Genomic DNA, 22,782 nt, shown 5'->3' with positions numbered 1-22,782 from the left:
AGAAGGCCCCGATGAAAAAGCTTTTCAGCCTGCTTGCGACCCTGCTGGTACTGGCCCTGGCGATATGGATCGGCCGCTCCCTGTGGGAGCACTACATGAACACGCCGTGGACCCGCGACGGCCGGGTGCGCGCCGACATCATCAACGTTGCCGCCGATGTCACCGGCGAAGTGGTGAACGTGCCAGTGCGCGACAACCAGTTGGTGAAGAAGGGCGACCTGCTGATGCAGATCGATCCCGAGCACTACCGCCTCGCGGTGAAACAGGCGCAGTCGCTGGTGGCGTCACGCAAGGCGACGTGGGAGATGCGCAAGGTCAACGCCCATCGCCGGGCCGACATGGACAACCTGGTGATCTCCCGGGAAAACCGCGACGACGCCAGCAACCTCGCCGACTCGGCCCTGGCCGATTATCAACAGGCCCAGGCGCAACTCGAAGCGGCAGAATTGAACCTCAAGCGCACCCAAGTGCGTGCGGCGGTGGACGGCTACGTGACCAACCTCAATGTCCATCGGGGCGACTACGCGCGCATCGGCGAAGCGAAAATGGCCGTGGTCGACATGAACTCGTTCTGGGTCTACGGCTTCTTCGAGGAAACCAAATTGCCCCACGTGCGCGTCGGCGACAAGGCCGACATGCAACTGATGAGCGGCGAAGTGCTCAAGGGCCACGTGGAAAGCATCTCGCGCGGCATCTACGACCGCGACAACCCGGAAAGTCGCGAGTTGATCGCCGACGTGAACCCGACCTTCAACTGGGTGCGCCTGGCACAACGGGTGCCGGTGCGGATTCACATCGATGAAGTGCCGGAGGGGGTGCTGCTGGCGGCGGGGATTACTTGTACGGTGGTGGTCAAGTCATTGTAGGAGTCAACAAAACGTCTCATGCAGATGCCGCCAAAGAATCTTGCCTTCCACCTTCTCGAACACCACGGTGGAGCGGCGATCGGAATGCAGGCCGGTGGCATCGGTTTGATGTTCGCGGTAACTCACGGTGGCGCCGCCATCGTGCAAGGCGATGCCGCTCAACTCGCCAAGCTCGATGCGGAACCCAAGCTTCTTGCCTGCGGCCATCAGGAACAACTCGTTCAACGCATCAAAATCCAGCACCCGGCCCAACGGCGAGACCATGGAAAACTGTGGTGAAAAACGCGTCAGTAAGTGTTCGAGTTCGCACGGGTCGCGTTCCTCGGCCAGCCATTGTTCGATGGCGACGTGCGCCTGGATCACTTCGTCGAAGTATTCGGTGTAGTCGGTCATGTTTGATTCCTTGAATTCTGTGGCGTCTGTTTCGACGCCTTCGCGAGCAAGCCCGCTCCCACATTTGAAATGCGCTCCCCTGTGGGAGCGGGCTTGCTCGCGAAGGCGTCAACCCGGTTTCAGAGCTGCCCACGCAACCCGAACCGCCTCATCAACGCCGACTCCAGCAAGCCCTTGGGCAACAATCGCGCCATCAACGGCAACGCCCGGCTGCCATTGCCCAGACGAATCAGGCGCGGCGGTTTGTTCTGTTGCACGGCCTTGAGCAATCCGGCGGCAAACTCACTGGCGGGCGTCGGATTGTCCTGGGACGCCTTGGCCCGTGCCCGAATGCCTTCACGCAGGGGAAACCACGGCGATTGCTCGCTGATCAATTGCTCCGCCTCATGCCCGGCATTCTTGGCGAAACTGGAAGCGATGGCCCCCGGTTGCACCTCCATCACCCGCACGCCAAAGGGCGCCAGTTCCATGCGCAAAGCATCGCTGAGGGCATGCACCGCGGCTTTCGAGGCGCAGTAAGCCCCAGCGAAAGGGGTAACCAGAACCCCGGACACGCTACCGATATTGACAACGATCCCCTTGGTCCGCCGCAACACGGGAAATAACGCGCGGGTCACGCCCACGATGGCGAACACGTTGGTTTCAAACTGACGCTGCATCGCCTGTACGCCACCATCGAGCAAAGGCCCCATGGCACCGTAGCCGGCATTGTTGACCAGCACATCGAGGCCGCCGTGTTGCTGGTTGATCCGTTCGCTCAGCTGTTCGAGTGCCTGGCCATCGTTGACGTCCAGTTGCACGGCAATAAAACCGGCGGTGGTCAGCGCTGCGACGTCTTCAGCCTTGCGGGCACTGGCCCAGACGGTATATCCGGCAGCCTTGAAGACATCGGCGAGGGCACGGCCGATGCCGCTGGAACATCCGGTAATCAACGCAACGGGCATGGCGCGGTCCTTGTGCAAAAGAGAGAAGGGGATCAGTCGGAGAAACTACCCTGTAACCGCTCGGCGCGAAACTCCAGGGTTTCCGGGCGGTAGCCGGGGCGCAGTGGCGGCATGGGCAGGCAATCTTCCCAGCGCCCCCCCGCCTGTAATTCGCCGGGCCCGCGATAGCGTGGGGCCGTGTATTGGTTGTCGGCCAGGTTGACGGTGTCGCCCGGCGCATAAGCAGCGACGCGCCAGCGCAATTCGGTCAGCGGCACGTCGTTGCCATTGCTCATGGTCAATTGCAGCGGCCGGTCGGCAGGACAATGTTGCGGCGCATAGATGATGCGCAGCTCCAGGCGTTCAAGCTGTTTGAGCTCACGGTGATCCATCCAGATAACCCAGGTGGCGACGATGCCCAGGCCTGCGGCGGCGGCCATGGACACGGGCAAGGCTTTGGCTGGATAGCGCAGGAGCAGGATCAGCCAGGTGATGACCAGCAGGACACCGATGAACATGACGGGAAAACCTTGGGGGATGGAGAGACCATCCTACCTAAGCGTAGGGGAGGTTGGCGATGGGCGAGATTTTGTGGCGGATGTGCTGGCCTATTCGCGAGCAAGCCCGCTCCCACATTCGATCGCATTTCTCCTGGAAAAACTCGGTCAACTGTGGGAGCGGGCTTGCTCGCGAAGAGGCCAGCCTGGGCAACACAAAACCCGGACAAAAAAAGCCCCCGGTCAACCCGCTGCGGATAGGGGACGCAGCGGGTTGAGCGGGGGCTTAAGGTGAACAATGCTTACTGCGCGATGGTTTTCACCGACACGCCGCGCTCGATTGGGGTCGAGCGCCCGTAGATATCTTCAAACCGCTCGATATCGTCTTCGCCCAGATAGCTGCCCGATTGCACCTCGATGATTTCGAGTGGAATCTTGCCCGGGTTGCGCAAACGGTGAACCGAAGCAATCGGAATGTAGGTCGACTGGTTTTCAGTCAGCAGGAACACGTTCTCGTCGCAGGTCACTTCAGCCGTGCCGCTGACCACGATCCAGTGTTCGGCACGGTGGTGGTGCATTTGCAGCGACAGGCACGCGCCCGGTTTCACCGAGATGTGCTTGACCTGGAAGCGTCCGCCCATGTCGACGGAGTCGTAGGAGCCCCATGGACGATAGACTTCGCAGTGGTTCTGGGTTTCGCTGCGGCCCTGTTCGTTGAGGGTGTTGACCATCTGCTTCACGCCCTGGACCTTGTCCTTGTGGGCGATCATCATGGCGTCCTTGGTTTCGACCACGACGATGTTTTCCAGGCCGATCACCGACACCAGCTTGCCGTTGCCGTGGATCATGCAGTTCTTGCTGTCCTGGATCACCACGTCGCCTTTGGTGACGTTGCCATTGGCATCTTTGGCATTCACTTCCCACAACGACGACCAGCAGCCGACATCGCTCCAGCCAGCGGTCAGCGGTACGACGCAGGCACGCTGGGTTTTTTCCATGACCGAGTAGTCGATGGAGTTGTCCGGGCAGCAGGCGAAGGTGGCTTCGTCGATGCTCACGGTGTCGGCGTCCTGGGCGCTGCGCTCCAGGGTCAGCAGGCAGGTGTCGTAGATGTCCGGATCGTGCTTCTTCAGCTCTTCGAGGAAGCGGCTGGCGCGGAACAGGAACATGCCGCTGTTCCAGAAGTAACCGCCGGACTGGACGTACTCGGTGGCGCGCTTCACGTCCGGTTTTTCGACGAAGTGCGAGACGCGGCTGACACCTTCGGGCAGCAGCGAATCGTTGGTCGACTTGATGTAGCCGTAACCGGTTTCCGGCTTGGTGGCCGGTACGCCGAACAGCACCATTTCGCCGTTCTCGGCGGCCACGGTAGCCAGGGCCAGGGCGCGTTGCAGGGCTTTCTGGTCTTCCAGCACGTGGTCGGCCGGCAGGACCAGCATCAGCTCGTCACGACCTTCGTTGACCAGCATCATCGCGGTCAGGGCCACGGCCGGCGCAGTGTTGCGGCCAAACGGTTCCATCAGGATGCGTTGGGTTTCCAGTTTGCGCGCGGCCAATTGCTCGTTGACGATGAAGCGGTGGTCCTTGTTGCAGACCACGATCGGCGTGTCCATGCCTTCGAACACCAGGCGCTCCAGGGTTTGCTGGAACAGGGTGTGCTCGCCGGTCAGGGCCAGGAACTGTTTAGGGAACTGCTTACGGGAAAGCGGCCAAAGACGTGAGCCACTACCACCTGACAAGATCACCGGAATCATGTTGTTACTCCTTGAAAATCGTTTGGTTAGAGCTACGAACGCTGTGTCGTTTCACTCTTGTTCTTGTTCCGTGTCCAAAGGCTGACTCGTTCTCTTTGTAGGCGCTGGCTTGCCGGCGAAGGGGGCATTGAGGACGCCTTCGCTGGCAAGCCAGCTCCTTCAGGGATTGCGGTCAACCTTTCGGAAAAATGATTAGCGCGTCGACACCGGGCGTTTCACCCAGACCGGCGACAGGCTGCTGCCGCTGCCGGTGACGTACAGCACGGCGGCTTCACCGCGTTCCAGGGCGACCGGTTTCACGTCGCCGACTTTCGTGGCGCCATCGTATAGCGCCAGGCTGACTTTGACCGGGTTGATTTCACGCTCGCCACGGCCCTTGGCGGCCACGTTCGGGACCACGTCGGTCTTGCCGTCGGCGGTTTTCAACGTCAGCGCCTTGTCGCTGAGGTTCTGCACGCGCACCAGGGATTTCTGCTTGTTCTTGAACGGCGGCTCTTCAATCAGTTGCGGCGCGCCGCTGGCGTTGTTGACCAGGGTGTAATAGTGGTCGCCGGCCAGTTTCACCGGCAGGGTCTGGCTGCCGACCTTGGCGCTGTAGTCACCGCCCGGCATGAAGCTGAAGTCGCTGCTGGACAGCGGCGCGACATCGCTCAGGTTGGTGCTGCCGACGGTGGCGCTGACTTCAGCGTTGCTGGCGTTGTAGATCCGCACGAAGGACGATCCTTTCGGTGCGGTCGGGCCGTACAGCGCGGCATCGCCGCCGGCGAAGGCCTGCATCGAGAGCACACTCATACCAGCAACCAGTGCAAAGGTCTTGGCGAGACGACGAGGAGTAGTATTGAAAGTCATGGTAGTACCTCTCTCTTTCAGTTTTGCGCCCGGTCGGGCGTCTCGGATTTAGTGTTTGCAGCTACGTTTTGTTGGCGCGCGCCGGCTTGTTTAAGCTCTGCGACCCACTGCGGGTCGGCGTCACCGATTTCGTTGTTCACAGGCAGATATCGTTCAGGAAACTCCCAGATCAGCACTTGCGGCGGGCTGTTCTTGAAAGCGTCGCTTTTCAGGTAGCTGAGCATCGGCAGGATCGGGCCGTGGCCGTCTTCGGCGTAATTGACCACGTCGCTGCGCAGCGCTTGTTTCAGTGCGCCGACGAAGTTCCAGTTAGGGTTGGCGCTGTAGCTGGTGCCGATCAGTGCCACGGGCACTTCGGTGTTGGCGAACAGGGCGTCCTCAGCGGCCGGCTGGTCGGAAGCCGCCATGGTGTTGCGCTTCTGCAAAGGCTCTTGCGCCGGCATCAGGTTTTCGAACAGCGGGTCCAGCGGCAGGAACAGGCGCAGGTCGCCCTTGTGCGTGATTTTCTCTGCCGGCTCGGTGACGAAGTCTTGCGGTTCGCCGCTCAGCGGGTACTTGTCGGCAATGGTCCTGGCCAGGCGGTTGGCGGCGATCTCGGCGCCTTCCGGGGTCCAGTGGGTATCGGTGCGCAGGAACACTTGCTTGCCGTCCTGCTTGGCCGCTTGCAACGGACCCAGCAAATCAGGGGCAAGGATGTGATCGGCGGCCAGGCGCTTGTGGAAGTCCTGGTAGAGGTTGGCGTGGATGCTGGCCGGTTTCACCTCACCGAGGTGTTCCGGGTACAGGCGCACCTTGGCCGGTACCACCGCCATCACCAGTTTCACGCCTTTGTCCTTCAGGGTCTGGCGCACGCCTTCGACCAGCGCGTAGTTGCCTTGCAGGTTCAGCTCTTCGTTGACGGTCGGGTGGAATTCTTCATCGCTGTACAGCCACTGGTCGCGACCAAGCACAACGCCCGGACGACCCTCGTTGAACAGCTTGAAGTCCAGCGCGGCCCAGAGGTTGGTGCCCAGGCGCTTGATCGGGAACTCGTCGTCGTAGTGCGTCTCCACGGCTTTGGTCCAGCGGCCGTTGAGCACCGTCGCATCGGCGTTGGTGCTGAAGCCCAGGAAGCTGCGGACCGACCACAGGCCCAAGGCCAGCAGCGTCACCAGGAACAGGGCGATGTAGAAGATGCGTAATGAGCGGGTCATGGTCAGATCCCTCAGAACTGGAAGTAAAGGAACGGCGAGAAGCTTTGCGCCGAGAGTTTGAGAATCGAGGCGATGAACAGCAGCAGCACCAGGGCTCGCATCGCGTAACGCGACCAGTCAGCGGTCCAGTAGGCCGGTTGAACTTGCGCTTCCACGCCAACGGTGTAGCCAGGCTGGTGGATGCTCGCCGGGTTATCCCCAGGTGCAGCCTTGATCAGGCCCGGTTCAGTGGCGGCCGGGCCATCGCTGTCGACGTTCGCGGCAGGCTTGGTCTTGACCGGCGTCTGGTTGCTGTAGAAATCACGCAGGCCGAAGAACGCCAGGGTCACGTAGGCCACGATCAGGGTCGCCACTTGCAGGCCGGTGAGGCTGGCCTGGTTGAGTTCCGACAGCGACCAGTCGCCGAAGCTGAACATCGCACCGTACATGCGACCGGCAACGTGCAGGTTTTCCGCACGGAAGATCACCCAGCCCATCACCACCAACAGGAAGGTCAGTGCCCAGCGGATCGGGTTGAAGGTGCGCGCCGAGGTGTTCAGGCCCAGGGCTTTCTCGATCGCCAGCCACATGCCGTGCCACGCACCCCAGACGATGTAGGTGATGTTCGCGCCGTGCCACAGGCCACCGAGCAGCATGGTCAGGAACAGGTTGCGATAGGTGGTCAGGGTACCTTTGCGGTTACCGCCCAGGGTGATGTACAGGTAGTCACGCAGCCAGGTCGACAGGCTGATGTGCCAGCGGCGCCAGAACTCGGTGATCGACTGGCTGATGTACGGCTGCTTGAAGTTTTCCATGAAGCGGAAACCCATCATCAAGCCCAGGCCGATGGCCATGTCGCTGTAGCCGGAGAAGTCGAAGTACAGCTGCGCGGTGTAGGCCAGGGCGCCGAGCCAGGCATCGCCCGTGGTCGGGTTCTGCAGGGCGAAGCAATGGTCGGCCACCACCGCGAGGGTATCGGCGATGAAGACCTTCTTGATGAAACCCTGCATGAACCGCGTGCAGCCCTCGGAGAACTTGTCGAGGGTGTGGGTGCGGTTGTTGAACTGGTCGGCCAGGTCGCGAAAGCGCAACACAGGGCCGGCGATCAGGTGCGGGAAGATCGCCACGAACGCCGCGAAGTCGATCAGGTTGCGGGTCGCCGGGGTATCGCCACGGTAGACGTCGATGATGTAGCTGATGGACTCGAAGATGTAGAACGAGATCCCGATCGGCAACAGCACGTGGGTCAGGATGAACGGCTCAAGGCCCACCGAGGTCATCATGGCATTGATGCTGTCGACCCCGAAGTTGGCGTACTTGAAGTAGCCGAGGATGCACAGGTCGACGGCCACGCCGAGCAGCAGCCAGCGCTGCGCCGGTTTGGTCCGCACGCCGGCGGCGCCGACTTTGAGGCCGATCCAGTAGTTCCACAGCGTGACCGCCGCGAACAGTGCGAGGAAGTCCACACGCCACCAGGCGTAGAACATGTAGCTGGCGATCAGCAGCAGCAGATTGCGATAGCGTTGCCCGCTCAAATAGTACAAGCCGAGAAAGATCGGCAAGAACAAAAACAGGAACACGTTGGACGAAAAAACCATCCCGATCTCTCCTTGTTTGAACCTACATTCAAGGGCCCAACGGCCCCCCCAAACCCCCCACGAAAAACCGGGGGGATAACTCACAAAATTCAAACCCTACGATCGTTCCCACGCTCTGCGTGGGAACGATCGTGCGTGGTCCTAGGAACCCTTGCCTTTTTCGTTGGCCGGGTCGTAGACACGGGTCAGGTCACCGCCGAGGCGGAAGGTCTTGAACGGTTGCATCTCGTGCTTCTTCTCCAGTACGTCCGGCGCGCAGGTGTAGAGGGTGCAGAACGGTTCAAGCCAGGCGAATTTCGAGTCGACCTTGAGATCGCTCATGTCCTGTTTCTTGCCGTTCTTTTCCTCGAACTCATCCGGGTCTTTCACCCCGGCGAGCACGCGATCACCCAGGCGCTTGAGCGCGCCGTTGTTTTCCTGACGCAAGTCCACACCATTGACCTGGGCGAAACTGGCGATCATCGCCAGCGGCGGCAGGGCGTAGTTGTGATAGGCGAGGGCGCGTTGCTGGCGCTTGAGTTCGTTCGGCAGATAGCCGTCCGCGTCGACCTGATTGGCGCCGACCTTGTATTCCTTCACGGCCCAGTCGAACAGGTCGCGGCGGTTGGTGGCGACGGAGGTCGCCATGACCGACCAGGCGGCCCAGTACGAGTGGTTGTTGGTTTTTTCCAGCGGCAGGTTGTCCCAGTCGCTGACCACCTGATCGGCCATGCGGTTGAACCAGGCCTCGATCAGCTGTGACTCCTGCTGATGGTTGGCCAGTGGATGGGAGTCAGAGAATTTCAGGCGAACGTACGACGACGCCATGCTGCCCAACGCCCATTTGCGCATGGACTTGCCGGTGTGGTTGAAGTCCTTGGACATCAATGCATCGGCCTTGGCCCAAGCGGTCAACCAGCTCAAGGTGCATTCCAGCTGTTCAGGGCGACCGTCACGCATGAACTGCATGACGCGCTTGCTGGTGCCACGTTCCATCTTGGTGATGTCGGCGGTGCTGTCGCGGAAGGCTTTCTCCGACTGCACGTTCAGGGTCGAGCGCGCCTTGTCCGAACCTTCGTACTTGCTGCGAAATTGCAGCGAGCCGGTGTAGGGCATCGGCATGGCATCGCAGCCTTCGCTCTTGTCGCCGCTTTTGACTTTCTCGATCGGCGCAAAATAGCCCTGTGGCGGGCGCAGTGGCGCCGCGGCCTGGGTCGCACCGGCGAACATCGCCAGGCTCAACAGCGTCAGTGTTGCAAGTTTCGGATTTCGCATAGCAGACCTCATTGCCCGGCTGAAGCGGTACGTTGCTCAGCGCTCGGGAATACGTTGCGTTTGCAGATTTTCGCTTCGACTTTCTGTGGCGCGGCGCCGGCTTTTTCCGGGCCCTGGATTTCGACGGCCAGCAGGTTCTGCGAGGCCCAGTCTTCGTCCGTGCGCAACTCGAAGGCGAAACGTCCGTCAGTGTCGGAGGTTTCCGGTTTTTCGATCTTGATGTCCTCGTGGCGCCCGTTCATGTACCAGAGGGTGGCTTGCAGGTTTTTCACCGAGGTGTCGGCGAAGCGGATGTCGACCTGGTGACTGCCGTTTTGCAGGTTCAGGTTTTTGCTGTTGACCATCAGTTCGTTCTTGCCAGGCTTCAAAGTGGTGCTGGCAGACATCTGTGCATCCTTGCCTTCGCAGCCGTTGTCCAGCAGCGCCATCATCTGGCGGTAGATGGTTTCCTGGTCGAGGCGATAGAGCGGCGAGAATTCCCAGATGAGAATCTTCGGCGGGTTCTTCTGGAACTCGTCGCTGCCCAGGTACTGCAGCATCGAACCTTCCAGGCCGCCGCCAGGGAACGCCACGTTGAGAATGTCGGCGCCGATGGCCTCTTCGAGGAAACCGGCGAAGTTGTAGTTCTTGCCACTGTGACTGGTGCCGACCAGAGTGATTTGCGGGTTACCGGAATCACCGAACAGATCGCCATCGCCTGCTTCGCCTTTCGGCTCGGTGGTGAATTGATCCATGTACTGGATCGCGTAGCTGGTGCCACAGAGTTGACCAGCCATGTTGTGCAATGTTCCGGTCTTGCCCATGCGACCCGACTTATGGGTCTCGAATTCACGCTTGGGAATGTCGGCGAAGGCCGGGATCTGCTTGACCTTTTCGGCCACGATTTTTGCCGTGCGCTGGGCACCGTAAGGCGTCCAGTGCTGGTCGCCGCGGAAGTAGAAGTCGTGGGCGGGCAGGGTGTCGGGCAGCGACTCGTTGGTCAGCGGCGACAGGTCCGGTACTACGTAACCCATCTGCGCGAAACGGCCGAGCATGGTCTTGTAGTTCTTCAGCGCCTTGTCGAAGTCGAAGCTGGCTTTCTCTGCCGGGTTCAACTTGTTGCGGTTCACCAGGCCACGGGTCGGCTGGTAAACGACAACCAGTTCCACGCCTTTGCTCTTGAACGCATCGTGCAATTGCTTCATGCGCTTGTAGCCGGCCGGGGTGGTATCGAATTCGGTGCGCAAGTCTTCCTGGGTCCGGAACAACCAGTCGCCCTGCGCCTGCACCAGGGTGGTGAAGTTCTGCTGATAGCGCGTGGTGTAGTTCTTCGCGTCGTGGGCCGCGGGGCACAGGCTGCAGCACGGCTCGGCGCTGAATTTTGGCGCTTGCACTTCATCGGCGCGAACACCGCCGCTGGCGGCGAGAATGCCGGCGGTCAGGGCCGACAGGCTGAGTAATTTGATCAAGTGTGGGTGCATAAAATTATCCTCAGTCCCGCATTTCGGTCTGGCGTTCGACAGGGTCGATCAGCACGGCTTTCTGCTGGCGTACCAACAGGTCGAGAATTTCATCCTGGCGCTCGCCGAGAATCCCCGAGAAGCTGATGCCACTGGATTTGGTCGGCGCGAGCATGGACACGCGATACAACTCGACGCTCAACGGCGAGTCGATGGACAGCGGGCCGCTGCCGTTGGCCGCCAGTTCACCGCCAACCACGATCAGCGATACCTGGGCGTCGAACGGATCGAGCTTGATGTCACGGTCGGTGTTGGTCAGGTCCTTGATGTGCCCGTAGACGCCGGTCAGGCCGTTGGCCATGGCGACGTTTTCGTACAGGCGAATGTTCACGCTGTTACGAATGCGGATGCCGTGACGACGGTTGCTGATCACCTTGTTGCCCCACAGCAGGTTGTCGGCACTCTCGTAGAGGGTGATGCCGTCGGTGTGGTTCTGGTAGATCTCGTTGTGGGCGATCAGGTTGTTCACGCTGTTACGGTCGATCACCAGGCCCGACAGTTTGTTGTCGTAGCTGCGGTTGTTGAAGATGAAGCTGTCGTTGACCTCACGGGAAATGATGATCCCGTGCTTCTTCTTGGTCCCGAACACCGTGTTGTCGGCAATGATCAGGCCGTGGGAACGGTCGTGCGGGTCGATGCCGTAGACGATGTTGTCTTTGTAGGTGTTGCCCTTGACCACGAAGTCGCGGGTTTCGTAGCAGTAGAAGCCGTACCACATGTCCGAGAACTCGGAGCCGACGATCCAGCCGGTCGGCTCGGAACGCTTGAGCACCTTGGCCATGTTCGGCGTGTACTGGGAAATACTCACGCCGTAGGACTTACTGTTGGCGTAGCCGAAACTGGCGATCTTGCTGTTGGCGATGTAGGTCTCGGTGCCGCCCCAGGACAGCAGGAACGGACGGAATTCCTTGGGCGACTTGAAGGCCGCCGGGCCATTGGCCTTCTCGCTCCAGCCAGTGATCCTGGTATCGCGCACGAACAACTGGCCGTCGTTGACCAGGAACGAACCGGCCTCTTGGGACAGGCGCAGTTCCTGGGTCTGCTTGTCGATTTCGAGGATGCCGTGACGACCGACCACGATCGGCAACTTCGCCAGGAACACGCCCGGCGAGGTCTCGCTGAAGTACTGCTTGGGCAGCTTCTGCGCCAGGTCCTTGAGGTTCATGTAGCCGTCGTCGACGAAGATCGCCTGGGGGATGCCGTGCTGACGCACCACCCACTCGGCCATCTTGTTGTCGCCACCGATGAAGTCCTTCAGGGCGTCTTCCTGCATCATCCGGCGCACGCTGATCTTGCCGGCCTTGCTGCGCACGATCTTCGCGGCGATGGCTTCGGCGGTGTAGCCCGAGGTGTCCGGCAGTTTCGGCGTGGCCAGTTCCAGCGGCGCGGTTGGTGCGCTGCTGACGGTGTAGGTCTTGGCCTGCTGCAGTTCCTTGGCCATGGTGGCCGGCTTGCCTGGTTGAGGCACCGCCGGCTCCACATTGGCGAAGGCAGTCGCGCTGGCCAGCAGCATCGCGCCGGCCAACAGGCTGATCGAGCCTTTTCTGGCTTGATGATTCATCTGGGGGACTCCCTTCGCAATGTGCATCAGAAGCGCCAGATCACGTCGACGAACGCGCGGTGCATGTACGAATCGACTTCCTTGCCGTAGGCGTCGCCCGGCTTGAACACACCGCCGCGGAAACGCACCAGGGCCGAAGGCTCGTCGATCTTCTGGCTCAATGCCGCCGGCAGCAGGCCTTGCTTGAAGTACTTGGTGACGACCAGATCCATTTCCTGGCCGAGGTCTTTATCACCATCATTCAGTGGCAGGGACGTGCTGGACAGCACCGCACCGGTGACGTCGTCGGTGTTGTTCTGCACGGCGTCGATGCCGTTGCTGGTGATCGGCTTGTTGCCGTCGACGCGCCAGAACTTGTGGTAGATCAGGCTGGCGTCGTATTCGTCGTTGAGCATCCACGAACCGAACAGAGTGGCCGATTGCATGTTGTTCATTTCGCCACGGAAGGCTTCGCCGAAACGGTGCACCCGCGAACGGGTACCGGTGTAGCTCGAGCGGTTGCTTTCCAGGCCGTTCTGTTCGTAATCGGCGCTGGCACGGGCGTAGGCCGCACCGACTTGCCATTGCGGATCGAGGCGCAGACGCACGCCCAGGTCGGTGGCCCAGCCGTCGACATCGCCGCTGTGCTTGGCTTGCGCCGGAGCTGTGCCATCGGCGTTCAGCGGGTTGACCGTGTCGCGGTCGCCGCTCATGCCGGTGATGCTGCCCCAGTAGTTGACGGTGTTGGTGTTGCGCCAGTTGTAGGCGTCGCTGTTGGCCTGCAGGCCCAGCCAGCTGATGTCGCCGTTCTGTTTCTTGTCCAGCGAATCGCCAGCCACGCCCGGTTCCGGGTAGTCGAGCTTGCCGTCATCGTGGGTGTGATGACCGCGAATGCCGGCCCAGTGTCCCGGTGTCCATTGGTATTCGGCATCGGCGTAGGCGTGCAGGCGATCCTTGTCCTTGGGTGCCAGCTCTTTCAGGTCGGTGCGGTACTCGCTGAAACGTTCGGCGACACCGGCGTTGGCGCGCAACAGGGTGGTGTCGAAGGTCCAGTTCAGGGCTTCGATGTTGGTGTCGCGCCATTGACCGTCGTCGTTGTGCAGGCGCTGGCGACCGAACTTCAGGATTTCGCCAGGGTAGGGCGTGAAGCCGCTGTAGCCGACCCAGAACTCGCGCATCGCCAGGTAGTTCTTCTTGGTCTTGCGGTCGTTGTTGACGGTGTTTTCGGTGCCTTCGGATTGCTGCAGGGTGTCGGTTTCGATGATGTCGGTGGACGTCACGGCCTGACCCATGGCGTAGGCGCTCCACGCGCCGCTTTCGCCATAGACCCACGGACGCAGGTCGAGACCCAGGCCATTGACGTCGCCGCCACGCTGGGTGCCAAGGTCACGGTCGTCTTCGGACTGGCCGGTGATCTTCACGTCCAGGCCATAGTTCTTCGGTGCTTCAGTCATCGCTGCCAGCGTCGGGCAGGACCAGATCAGCGCGAACGTCAGGCCGATACCGGCCTTCATGAATGGATTCAACTTCATAGGGATTCCTCGCCGTCTTCTTCTTGCAGGGCGTGCAGTTGCAGCGTGTTCTGGCTCAGGTTGCCGCGAACCGCCTGTTCCTGTTTCAACAGGCGCTGGGCCTCGGCCAGCTGCGCAGGCGGCAGTTGAGCTTCGAGGGTTTGCGCAAGCTCGGTGGCTTGCGGGGTGTTCTGGGTCTTGGCCAATTGGCTGAAGACGTATGCATTGAGCGGGTCAGGCTTGGTGCCTTTGCCTTGGGAAAACAGTTGGGCAATGGCGAAGTCGGCGCTGTTCTGGCCGTTGCGCGCAGCGGTCAGCAGGTGATCCAGGGCCTTTTGCGGGTAGACCTTGCCCAGGTAGCCACGGCGATAGATCTGGCCGAGGTAGTAATCGGCGGCGACTTCGCGGCCGACGGCTTTCTGGAAGTGTTCCTCGGCGACCTTGGCGTCGGCCGGGACCATCTTGCCTTCGTAGTAGAGCTTGCCCAGCAACAGCTCGGCGCGCGGTTGGTCGGCGGCGCGGCCGTTGTCCAGGTACTTCATCATCTGGTCGACATCGCCCAGTTCCGGGAAGTCGTAGATCAGTTGCGCGAGGGTGACCCACGACGCCGGGTAGCCCGGAGCGATGGGTTCGAGCAGCGACTGCGCGGTTTTTTCGTCGGGCGTGCCCAGGGTTGGATCAGCGAGTACGCGAGCAACACTGTCCACACGCTGAGCAGAAACGGTGCCGCGACTGTGAGCCGCCTGCATCTGCTTGATCAGCTCGGCCTGTTGCTCAGGCTTGGCCTGTTTCTGGTAGACCGTGGCCAGTTCGACGTAGCAGATGTCGGTGGTGTTGAGCGCCGCCTTGCAGACCTTTTCCACTTCGTCCAGGTGCTGGTCGTAGGTGCCCTGGGTGCGATAAAGCAGCACTTGCGCCAGGCCCGCTTCCGGCTTGCCTTCGGCGCGCCATTGGCTGATCTGCTTCTGGGCGTCGACGTTGGGGAAGCTGTGCGGGTATTGCAGGTACAGCATCGCCAACGGGATCAGGGTGTTGCCTTCACCGGCAGCCGAGGCCTTTTTCAATAGGCCTTCGGCTTCGTGCTGCTCGGCTTCGGTGGAGCCTGGCTTGGCCACCAGCAGGCGGCCGAGGCGGGCCTGGGCGCGCGGCGAAACGCTGGCCGCGGCGCGGTAAGTCGCCTCGGCCTGTTTCATTTGCGCCGGGTCGCGGCTGTCGACCTGGATATCGGCCAGGCCAACCTGGGCTTCGCTGTAGCCCAGTTCTGCCAGTTGCTGGTAGTTCGCCGCCGCGGTGGCGGTATCGCCACGCTTGAGCGCTTCGTTGGCCAGGCGTTGGTCGGGCAGACCGGCACAACCGCTGAGGCTGACTGCCAAGGCCAGCGAGCAGAACGCGAATCCCCTGTGGGAGCGAGCCTGCTCGCGAAGCAGACGATGCGGTGCATCAGACGAACCGCGTTGACCCATTCGCGAGCAGGCTCGCTCCCACAGGGATTGCGGTGTTCTTGGAATTGGTGGCGTCGTCACGGGCATGTCCTCCGGTTAAAGACCAGCAGCCATGGCTTTGTCGATCAGCCAGCTGAGGTTCGGGCCACGGTCGCTGTTCACTTCCACCGGACGACCGGCGAGGCTGCTGTCCAGGGCTTCGTCAGGCTGGATCAGGACGCGGATGTCGGAGGACAGGTCGGCGCTTTTCAGGCTGGTGCTGCTGACGATCTTGCCGGTGCGGGTCTTGTCTTCGCCGGCGATCTGGAAGCGCACCGGGGTGCCTGGCAGAACGTCGCCGAACTGGCGATAGGAGAAGCGCGCTTCAACGTTGGCTTCGGTGTTGCGGGGTACCAGCTGGAAGATCACGTCGCCTTTGCTGGCGTACTGACCGTCGGCGACCATCTGCTGGGCCACGGTGCAGTCGCAGGGCGATGTCAGGGTGCCGGTCATCTGCTTGCCGAACAGCTCTTCAACCTTGGCCGGAGCCAGTTGATCGTCTTCCAGGTGACCCTTGAGCACGTCGAGCATGCTGGTGCTGAAGGTCGCCAGTGGTGCGCCTTTGGCGGCCACGCCGTCGGCTTTCACCAGGCTCTGCACGGTACCGTCGCGGGGCATGGTGATGTTCACGCCCGGCACGCTGACCAGACCGGCCTGGGCGTGGCTGACGAAGTACATGCCGTACACCGATTTGAAGATGAAGCCGAACGCCGCCAGGCCGATGGCGAAAACCCCCAGGCTGAGTGTCACTGCTTTCATGCGCCCGAACGCGCTCATGCCGTGGCCGCCGTCCTTGATCTTGCGCGCCTTGGTGAAGTTGTCGCGCTGCAGGGTCGCCAGCACTTCGCCGATGGTGACGATGTCGCCCGCCAGGTGCGAAGTGATCAGGTGGCGCAAGGTCGAGATGTCCTGCGGTTCCAGGTTCTGGAACTGGCAACCGATACGACCGGTTTCGCGATCGTTGGAGCGCACCTGCAACTCCACGTCCATGGCCAGGCCGAGGTTGTCGATGACGAATTGCAGGCGGGCCTTGTACTTGTCGCCGATCTTCAGCGGCAGTTGCCCGGCATTGAAGGCCAGGCCACCGGCGGAGAGGTCGATCACCCGCGCTTCGACCGGCGTACGGTCGGGGCCGAAGAAACGCAGCTTGGCCGGGATTTTCACCCGGGCGTGTTGGCGCTGGGCTTCGGATTCATGCACTACGTTGGCGTTGACGGCGGTATTCATAAGGGCGATTTCCTGGTTAATTCAATAAGGGGGCGGTCAGACCATCATCAGCAGCACGGCGACAAAAATGCTGCCGGCGGAGAAGGTCATGGTCCGAGACGACCAGGTGTTGAACCAACGTTGAAAGCTGGCGAGATCACGGGTCAGGGAAGTGGGCTGGCGAGTCCAGGACTGTTGGTCGAGGCGGAAGAACACATAGATCTTCACCAGGGCACCGACGATCTGGTTGTAATAGAGAATCGCCGGGTAGGCCGGGCCGATCCGGTGGCCGGAGCAGGACAGCAACAGGGTCAGGATCAGGCGGGTAATGCCGATCCAGAGCAGGTACACCAGGATGAACGCGGTGCCGTACTTGAAGCTGGCGATCAGCGCCACGGTCAGGCCCAGCAGGGAAGTCCACATCGACACACGCTGGTCGAACAGCACCACGGAAGTGAACGCACCGAGGCGTTTCACCCCAAGGCCGAGGGCCCGGGAGTTCTGGCGCAGGTTGTTGCCGTACCAGCGGAACATCAGCTTGCGACTGGCCTTGATGAAGCTCTTTTCCGGCGGATGCTCGACGGTGTTGATGGCGGCGTCAGGCACGTAGAAGGTGTCGTAGCCCAGGCGCATCAGGCTGAACCAGCTCGACTTGTCGTCGCCGGTCAGGAACTTGAAACGGCCCAGGCGCCAGTGCTGCAGCGAGTCGCTTTCCACGTCGGCAATGAATTCCGGGTTGGTGACCACGGTGGCGCGGAACACCGACATCCGCCCGGTCATGGTCAGCACGCGCTTGGACAGGGCCATCGAGCACATGTTGATGTGACGCTGGGCGAAGCGCAGCTTGTGCCATTCGCTCATGATGTAGCCGCCGCGCACTTCGCAGAACTCGTTGGTGGTCAGGCCACCGACGTTGCCGAACATCTGGAACCACGGCACGGTCTTGCGCACCACGCCTTCGCCGAGCACGGTGTCGCCATCGATCACGGCCACAACGGCGCGGTCATCCGGCAGGTGGCGGGAGATGGCGCGGAAACCGTAGGCCAGGCCGTCGCGCTTGCCGGTGCCGGGAATGCGCACGAAGTCGAGCTTGACCCGGGCAGGCGGATTCATCCGGTTCCACAGGCTCTTGACCAGCAGTTCATCGGACATTTCGACGATAGAGCAGACCACGGTGGTCGGCAGCTCGCAGTCGATCGCTTCGCGGATCACCGAGCTGTACACCTGCGCGGTGGTCAGCGCATCGATACGGAAACTGGTGACCATCAAAAATACATGGGACGGGTCGGCCGCCTTGCCCAGCTTGCGCACTTTGCGCCGCAGGTGCGGGTAGACCACGTACAGGAACAGCATGCCGCGCAGAAAGTGCGTGGCACCCATCGAATAACGCCAGATACCGACGATACCGATCAGGAAAATGAAGTCCTTCGACTCGGAGTCGAACGTGGACACAGGCAACGCCATGGCGATGCCCATCAATAAACTCAGGTAGAACAGCCAACCGGCGGCCTGGAGTAGGCCGTTTTTTAGCCTGTGCATAATCTGCATCCGTCTCGATCTCGGGCGAGCCTGTGGGGTGGCCCGATGGGGTTAAGGCAGGCGTAAAAAGCCAAATCGATCTCATCGGACCTGTAGGAGCGCGGCTTGCCCGCGAAGGCGGTGTGTCTGGCACACCGCGTTGCCTGGTTCGCCGGCAAGCCTGGCTCCTACAAGGGACGGTGTCTTACCAGCAGATGCCTTCAGTCCGGCCAGTCACGCTGGTGGCCTTGGACATGAAGCCGACCAGGTCGATCACCTGCTTGCCGTGTGGGACGTTCTGCACCAGGGCGCGGAATTTCTCGTCACGGTTGCCGAGGATGATCACGTCGGAGTTGTTGATCACGGCGTCGAAGTCGGCGTTGAGCAAGGACGAGACGTGGGGAATCTTCGACTCGATGTAGTCCTTGTTCGCGCCGTGGACACGGGCGTACTCGACGTTGCTGTCGTAGATGCTCAGGTCGTAGCCCTTGCCGATCAGCATTTCGGCCAGGTCAACCAGCGGGCTTTCGCGCAGGTCGTCGGTGCCGGCCTTGAAGCTCAGGCCCAGCAGGGCGACTTTGCGTTTGTCGTGGCTGGAAACGATATCGAACGCGTTCTGCACCTGGGACTCGTTACTGCGCATCAGCGAGTTGAGCAGCGGTGCTTCCACGTCCAGGGAGCCGGCGCGGTAGGTCAGGGCACGCACGTCTTTCGGCAGGCAGGAACCACCGAAGGCGAAGCCTGGGCGCATGTAGTACTGGGACAGGTTCAGCGTCTTGTCCTGGCAGACCACGTCCATCACTTCACGACCATCGACACCGACAGCCTTGGCGATGTTGCCGATCTCGTTGGCGAAGGTCACCTTGGTGGCGTGCCACACGTTGCAGGTGTACTTGATCATCTCGGCAACGGCGATGTCCTTGCGGATGATCGGCGCGTCGAGTTCTTCGTACAGCGATTGCAGAACGTCGCCCGAGGCCTTGTCGAACTCACCGATGACGGTCATGGGCGGCTGGTCGTAGTCGGCGATGGCGGTGCTTTCGCGCAGGAACTCAGGGTTCACGGCAACACCGAAGTCGACACCGGCTTTCTTGCCGGAGCAGTCTTCGAGGATCGGGATCACCACGTTGGCCACGGTGCCCGGCAGCACGGTGCTGCGAACCACGATGGTATGACGGGTGGTCTTGTCACGCAGGACAAAACCGATCTCGCGGCACACGGCTTCGATGTAGTTCAGTTCCAGGTCGCCGTTCTTCTTGCTTGGCGTACCAACACAGATCATCGACAGGTCGGTGTCGCGAATCGCCTCGGCGAAGTTGGTGGTGCCGCGCAGACGACCGGTCTGGATACCTTGGGCCAGAAGTTCGCCCAGGCCTGGTTCAACGATCGGCGAACGGCCTGCATTGATCATATCGATCTTGTCTTTGGCAACATCGACGCCAACGACGTCATGGCCCCGAGCAGACAGGCAGCCGGCACAGACTGCGCCTACGTAACCCAAACCAAATATGCTGATGCGCATCGCATTTACCTCAGTGTTGATCAAGCCATTAGATGGCCGGAGTTAATGGTGTTCAGCGTTTATAGTGCACACGGAAGTTACGCCTGGCAGGCGTGACCGTACCGCGTGCTGGCATAAAAGTTCCGAGTGTCTAAATAAGTGCACTCAAGGTGTGCGCAACTAGGCCTTGTTGTTATGACTTGCCCTGTTATGCAGCCCGTCCTCTATTCAGAGGATGTTCGTGCAATGTTCCTGCACGCTCGATGTCAGGCCGAAAGCCCGTGGATCAAGCGTTTTGGTGCCCAGGTGAGCACGTTTATAGGGACGCGGCCTTGGCCTTGTAGGGGATATTAATGGTGCGTATCTCCTGTGCGTTCTGGTGTTGCCCAAATCAGGGATTAGTCAGTGCAAGTTAGTATTGCAACTTCACTACATGGATCTCTGTTCTGCGTAAGTTATCTCGTACATCCTCGGCGAGAATCGTTACCGGTGGTATGAACGGTGCATTTGGACATAGTTCCGGCCCATCCATCGCGAAATCTGAAATTTCTTGAAATATTGACAAAGATGGCACTGCTCTCAAATTGATAGCACTTGCCGTTTCGCCCTGTATATATAGGCGGATTATTGAAGGGGATAGTTTTTTGCCACTACTGATAATTTTTTTCGGTGCCACTACTGAAAAAAATATTCGAAGTCGAGTGAAACTAAAGTTAGAAAATTGACAAACTGTTTTTTGGCGTCATAAAAATGACGAAATTGGCGGGGGGATTGCAGGCTACGAATGGGGGGCGCACGAGGCGTTTGAAAGGTCGTGCGCCGACCCGTTGCTTCATTCGGGGGCGTGGTCGCGCAGGAACACCAGATTGTCCGGTTTAGACTGCTCGGCGCTGTAGCGGTAACCCTGCACATCGAACTGCTTGAGGGCTTGCGGATCGTTGATGCGCTCTTCGATGACGAATCGGCTCATCATGCCCCGGGCCTTTTTCGCGTAGAAGCTGATGATCTTGTACTGACCGTTCTTCAGGTCCTTGAACTCGGTATTGATGATGCGAGCATTCAGGGCGTTGCGCTTGACCGCCGAGAAATACTCGTTGGAAGCCAGGTTGAGCAGCACGTCATCGCCTTGGTCGGCCAGGGCTTCGTTCAGCCATTCGCTGATCCGGGTACCCCAGAAGGCATACAGGTCCTTGCCCCGGGCATTGGCCAGCTTGGTGCCCATTTCCAGCCGGTACGGCTGCATCAGGTCGAGGGGGCGCAGCAGGCCATACAGGCCGGAGAGCATGCGCAGATGTTGCTGGGCATAGTCAAAATCGGCTTCGCTGAAGGTTTGCGCGTTCAACCCGGTGTAGACGTCGCCCTTGAACGCCAGCAACGCCTGCTTGGCGTTGGCCGGGGTAAAGGCGGGTGTCCAGCTGCCGAAGCGGGCGGCGTTGAGCCCGCCGATCTTGTCGGAAACGTGCATCAACTCGCTGATCTGCGCCGGGGTCAGCTCACGCAGTTGCTGGATCAGCTCCTGGGAGTGGTCGAGGTACTGCGGCTGGGTAAAGCGTTGGGTCGCCGGTGGTGTTTCGTAATCGAGGGTCTTGGCGGGGGAAATCACCGTCAGCATGAAGTCGTCTCCTTTAATCGTGGCGGCGATTCTAGGGGGTTGTCGCGGTGGACTCCAGCTATCGAGGCCATAGGTGATGACCGGTGGCTATCCACAAACCCTTGTGGGAGCGGGCTTGCTCGCGAAGGCGGCGTGTCAGCCAATATTAATGTGACTGACACACTGCCTTCGCGAGCAAGCCCGCTCCCACTTTGCTTCGGTGCTGCTGCGGGAATGCGGGGCGGATCAGCTATAGTGCCGCCCGGGTCTGGTTATGGAGGCATCCCATTGCGTATCGTTTTTCTGCTCACCGCCTGGCTGCTGAGCTTCGGCGCCATCGCGGCACCCGGTGAGGTGGCGACCCTGGATCGCAGCACCTGGCCGGAAAAACTCGACAACCCGACCCTTTTCGACGTCGCCTCGCGTGCCGAAATCCTCATGTTCGCCCGGGTGCTGCTGGCCAGTGAGTCCCTGGACGAGGCGGCGCTGGCGCAACGCCTGGGGCTGCGCACGATCAATCTGGATTCGGTCAATCGAGTTCGCCAACGCCTGTGGCAACGCCTGTTGGCCAACTACAACTTCGCCCAGCAAAGTTGCGACCAGGACGCCTCCTTCTGTTTCCTGGTCGAGGACATGGCCACCTTGCGCGAGCAGGCCGGCAAGTTCCAGCTCAGCGAGGACAGCTATTACACCCGGTGGTACGAACCGAGCCGCCTGTTCCACACCCAGTACCTGGACGAGCAACTGCGCAAGGCGGCACTGTTCCCGCAAACCAGCAGTGAAGTCGATCGTTTTGGAGACTTTGAGCGCAATGGCGACGGCATGCATGACCGGCTGTTTCTATTGACCTTCGACAGCGCCGCCAACGCCATGCCGGACAACACCGACTGGGTGGCCGAGTACCTGCGCAAGGCCAATCTCAGTGGCACCTTCTTCGTGCTCGGCAAGGACCTCCAGGCGCGTCTGGGCGAGCGTTCGGTGGCCAGCCTGCAGTCGACCTGGTCAACCCAGTGTATCGGTGTGCAAGGCTGGGAGTTTCGCTCCCACAGCCACTGGCAGGACTGGCAGGACTCGGTACGTCGCAGCGTTGAGCTGGCGAAAAATAAACTGCCGGAGAACTTCATGCCGCTGTTTCGCCCGCCCGATGGCCAGCGTCGCGCCGACGCCGCCGCTTTCTTCAAGGCCCAGGGCTTGCAGGTCGCCCTGTGGGACATCGATGCCCAGGACGGTGCAGGCAAGCTCAAGGGCAGCCAGAGTGCGCAACGGGTGCTGACCCTGATGCTGCTGTGGCGCCACGGGGTGATCAACTTCAATGTGAAGCAGGACGGGGTGAAAACGGCGTTGCCCTGGCTGATTACGCAAACGGCGCAAAGCGGGATCGGTTGGGAGGACTGTCAGGAGGGGTTTCGCTGAAAACCGCCAAATCCCGCAAACATTGGGTAAAAGGCGATTTTTGAAGAGGTTTTGCTGCAGGTTGACTTCCGACTGTAAACGGGTGATGGCAGTCCGCCAAGTGTTATTGGTCATTCTGAAAAATAAACTTCAAAAAAGCGTCAAAGTACTTTTTTCTGTCATGGGTTTTGGAGTATTACGAAGACAGACCGCCGAAACCTGCAACACAGGTGGCGT

The 22,782-nt window shown here is 60.6% G+C and carries 18 protein-coding genes; 2 read left to right on the top strand and 16 right to left on the bottom strand.

The window, feature by feature from the left end; translation table 11 throughout:
- The first annotated feature begins 11 nt into the window (after nucleotides 1–11).
- Nucleotides 12–866: an efflux RND transporter periplasmic adaptor subunit gene (locus NQL71_RS05625; RefSeq protein ID WP_046820478.1), complete on the top strand. Its 855-nt coding sequence runs from the start codon at nucleotides 12–14 to the stop codon at nucleotides 864–866.
- 3 nt (nucleotides 867–869) lie between these two features.
- On the opposite strand, the gene NQL71_RS05620 is transcribed toward NQL71_RS05625, so the two are convergent.
- From NQL71_RS05620 to yaaA, 16 genes are all read right to left on the bottom strand, one after another.
- On the bottom strand, nucleotides 870–1,259 hold the full coding sequence (locus tag NQL71_RS05620) for a hypothetical protein (RefSeq protein WP_046820477.1): 390 nt from the start codon (nucleotides 1,257–1,259) through the stop codon (nucleotides 870–872).
- A 119-nt stretch (nucleotides 1,260–1,378) separates the two neighbouring features.
- Nucleotides 1,379–2,203 carry an SDR family oxidoreductase gene (locus tag NQL71_RS05615; RefSeq protein ID WP_046820476.1) on the bottom strand — a complete coding sequence of 275 codons (825 nt, stop codon included), beginning with the start codon at nucleotides 2,201–2,203 and terminating at the stop codon, nucleotides 1,379–1,381.
- A gap of 32 nt (nucleotides 2,204–2,235) precedes the next feature.
- Nucleotides 2,236–2,700: a hypothetical protein gene (locus NQL71_RS05610; RefSeq protein ID WP_046820475.1), complete on the bottom strand. Its 465-nt coding sequence runs from the start codon at nucleotides 2,698–2,700 to the stop codon at nucleotides 2,236–2,238.
- A 281-nt stretch (nucleotides 2,701–2,981) separates the two neighbouring features.
- Nucleotides 2,982–4,433 carry a mannose-1-phosphate guanylyltransferase/mannose-6-phosphate isomerase gene (locus tag NQL71_RS05605; protein ID WP_046820474.1) on the bottom strand — a complete coding sequence of 484 codons (1,452 nt, stop codon included), beginning with the start codon at nucleotides 4,431–4,433 and terminating at the stop codon, nucleotides 2,982–2,984.
- A 192-nt stretch (nucleotides 4,434–4,625) separates the two neighbouring features.
- Nucleotides 4,626–5,282, bottom strand: a complete 657-nt coding sequence (locus NQL71_RS05600; protein WP_046820473.1) for an alginate O-acetyltransferase AlgF — start codon at nucleotides 5,280–5,282, stop codon at nucleotides 4,626–4,628.
- 17 nt (nucleotides 5,283–5,299) lie between these two features.
- On the bottom strand, nucleotides 5,300–6,475 hold the full coding sequence (locus tag NQL71_RS05595) for an alginate O-acetyltransferase (protein ID WP_046820472.1): 1,176 nt from the start codon (nucleotides 6,473–6,475) through the stop codon (nucleotides 5,300–5,302).
- An 11-nt stretch (nucleotides 6,476–6,486) separates the two neighbouring features.
- Nucleotides 6,487–8,052 carry an MBOAT family O-acyltransferase gene (locus NQL71_RS05590; protein ID WP_046820471.1) on the bottom strand — a complete coding sequence of 522 codons (1,566 nt, stop codon included), beginning with the start codon at nucleotides 8,050–8,052 and terminating at the stop codon, nucleotides 6,487–6,489.
- A 141-nt stretch (nucleotides 8,053–8,193) separates the two neighbouring features.
- The gene (locus NQL71_RS05585; protein ID WP_046820470.1) at nucleotides 8,194–9,306 is read right to left on the bottom strand and encodes a mannuronate-specific alginate lyase; all 1,113 of its coding nucleotides are present in this window, start codon (nucleotides 9,304–9,306) and stop codon (nucleotides 8,194–8,196) included.
- A gap of 8 nt (nucleotides 9,307–9,314) precedes the next feature.
- Entirely contained in the window at nucleotides 9,315–10,766 is a 1,452-nt protein-coding gene (locus tag NQL71_RS05580; protein WP_077182470.1) for an alginate O-acetyltransferase, read from the bottom strand.
- A 10-nt stretch (nucleotides 10,767–10,776) separates the two neighbouring features.
- Nucleotides 10,777–12,366 (bottom strand): mannuronan 5-epimerase AlgG, encoded by a 1,590-nt coding sequence (algG, locus tag NQL71_RS05575; protein ID WP_046820468.1) that lies wholly within the window; start codon nucleotides 12,364–12,366, stop codon nucleotides 10,777–10,779.
- Nucleotides 12,367–12,392: 26 nt separating this feature from the next.
- A complete protein-coding gene (locus tag NQL71_RS05570; RefSeq protein WP_046820467.1) occupies nucleotides 12,393–13,877 on the bottom strand; it encodes an alginate export family protein in 1,485 nt (494 codons plus the stop codon).
- Entirely contained in the window at nucleotides 13,874–15,385 is a 1,512-nt protein-coding gene (gene algK / locus NQL71_RS05565) for an alginate biosynthesis TPR repeat lipoprotein AlgK (RefSeq protein WP_282581548.1), read from the bottom strand. The genes NQL71_RS05570 and algK overlap by 4 nt, the downstream gene beginning before the upstream one ends.
- Before the next feature lie 9 nt (nucleotides 15,386–15,394).
- Complete coding sequence (locus NQL71_RS05560; RefSeq protein ID WP_046820466.1) at nucleotides 15,395–16,564, bottom strand: alginate biosynthesis protein Alg44; 1,170 nt, start codon at nucleotides 16,562–16,564, stop codon at nucleotides 15,395–15,397.
- A gap of 36 nt (nucleotides 16,565–16,600) precedes the next feature.
- On the bottom strand, nucleotides 16,601–18,091 hold the full coding sequence (gene alg8 / locus NQL71_RS05555) for a mannuronan synthase (protein WP_080957131.1): 1,491 nt from the start codon (nucleotides 18,089–18,091) through the stop codon (nucleotides 16,601–16,603).
- Nucleotides 18,092–18,266: 175 nt separating this feature from the next.
- A complete protein-coding gene (locus NQL71_RS05550; protein ID WP_046820464.1) occupies nucleotides 18,267–19,583 on the bottom strand; it encodes a nucleotide sugar dehydrogenase in 1,317 nt (438 codons plus the stop codon).
- 811 nt (nucleotides 19,584–20,394) lie between these two features.
- Nucleotides 20,395–21,174, bottom strand: coding sequence for a peroxide stress protein YaaA (yaaA, locus tag NQL71_RS05545; RefSeq protein ID WP_046820463.1), 780 nt, complete (start codon nucleotides 21,172–21,174; stop codon nucleotides 20,395–20,397).
- A 267-nt stretch (nucleotides 21,175–21,441) separates the two neighbouring features.
- Here yaaA and NQL71_RS05540 point away from each other — a divergent pair, with 267 nt between their 5' ends.
- Nucleotides 21,442–22,566 (top strand): polysaccharide deacetylase family protein, encoded by a 1,125-nt coding sequence (locus NQL71_RS05540; protein WP_046820462.1) that lies wholly within the window; start codon nucleotides 21,442–21,444, stop codon nucleotides 22,564–22,566.
- The last annotated feature ends 216 nt before the right edge of the window (nucleotides 22,567–22,782 follow it).

It is taken from the genome of Pseudomonas serbica, from assembly GCF_028823535.1.
GTDB lineage: Bacteria > Pseudomonadota > Gammaproteobacteria > Pseudomonadales > Pseudomonadaceae > Aquipseudomonas > Aquipseudomonas serbica.
Note: the sequence above shows the minus strand (reverse complement) of the source record. Positions and strands in the feature narration are given on the sequence as shown.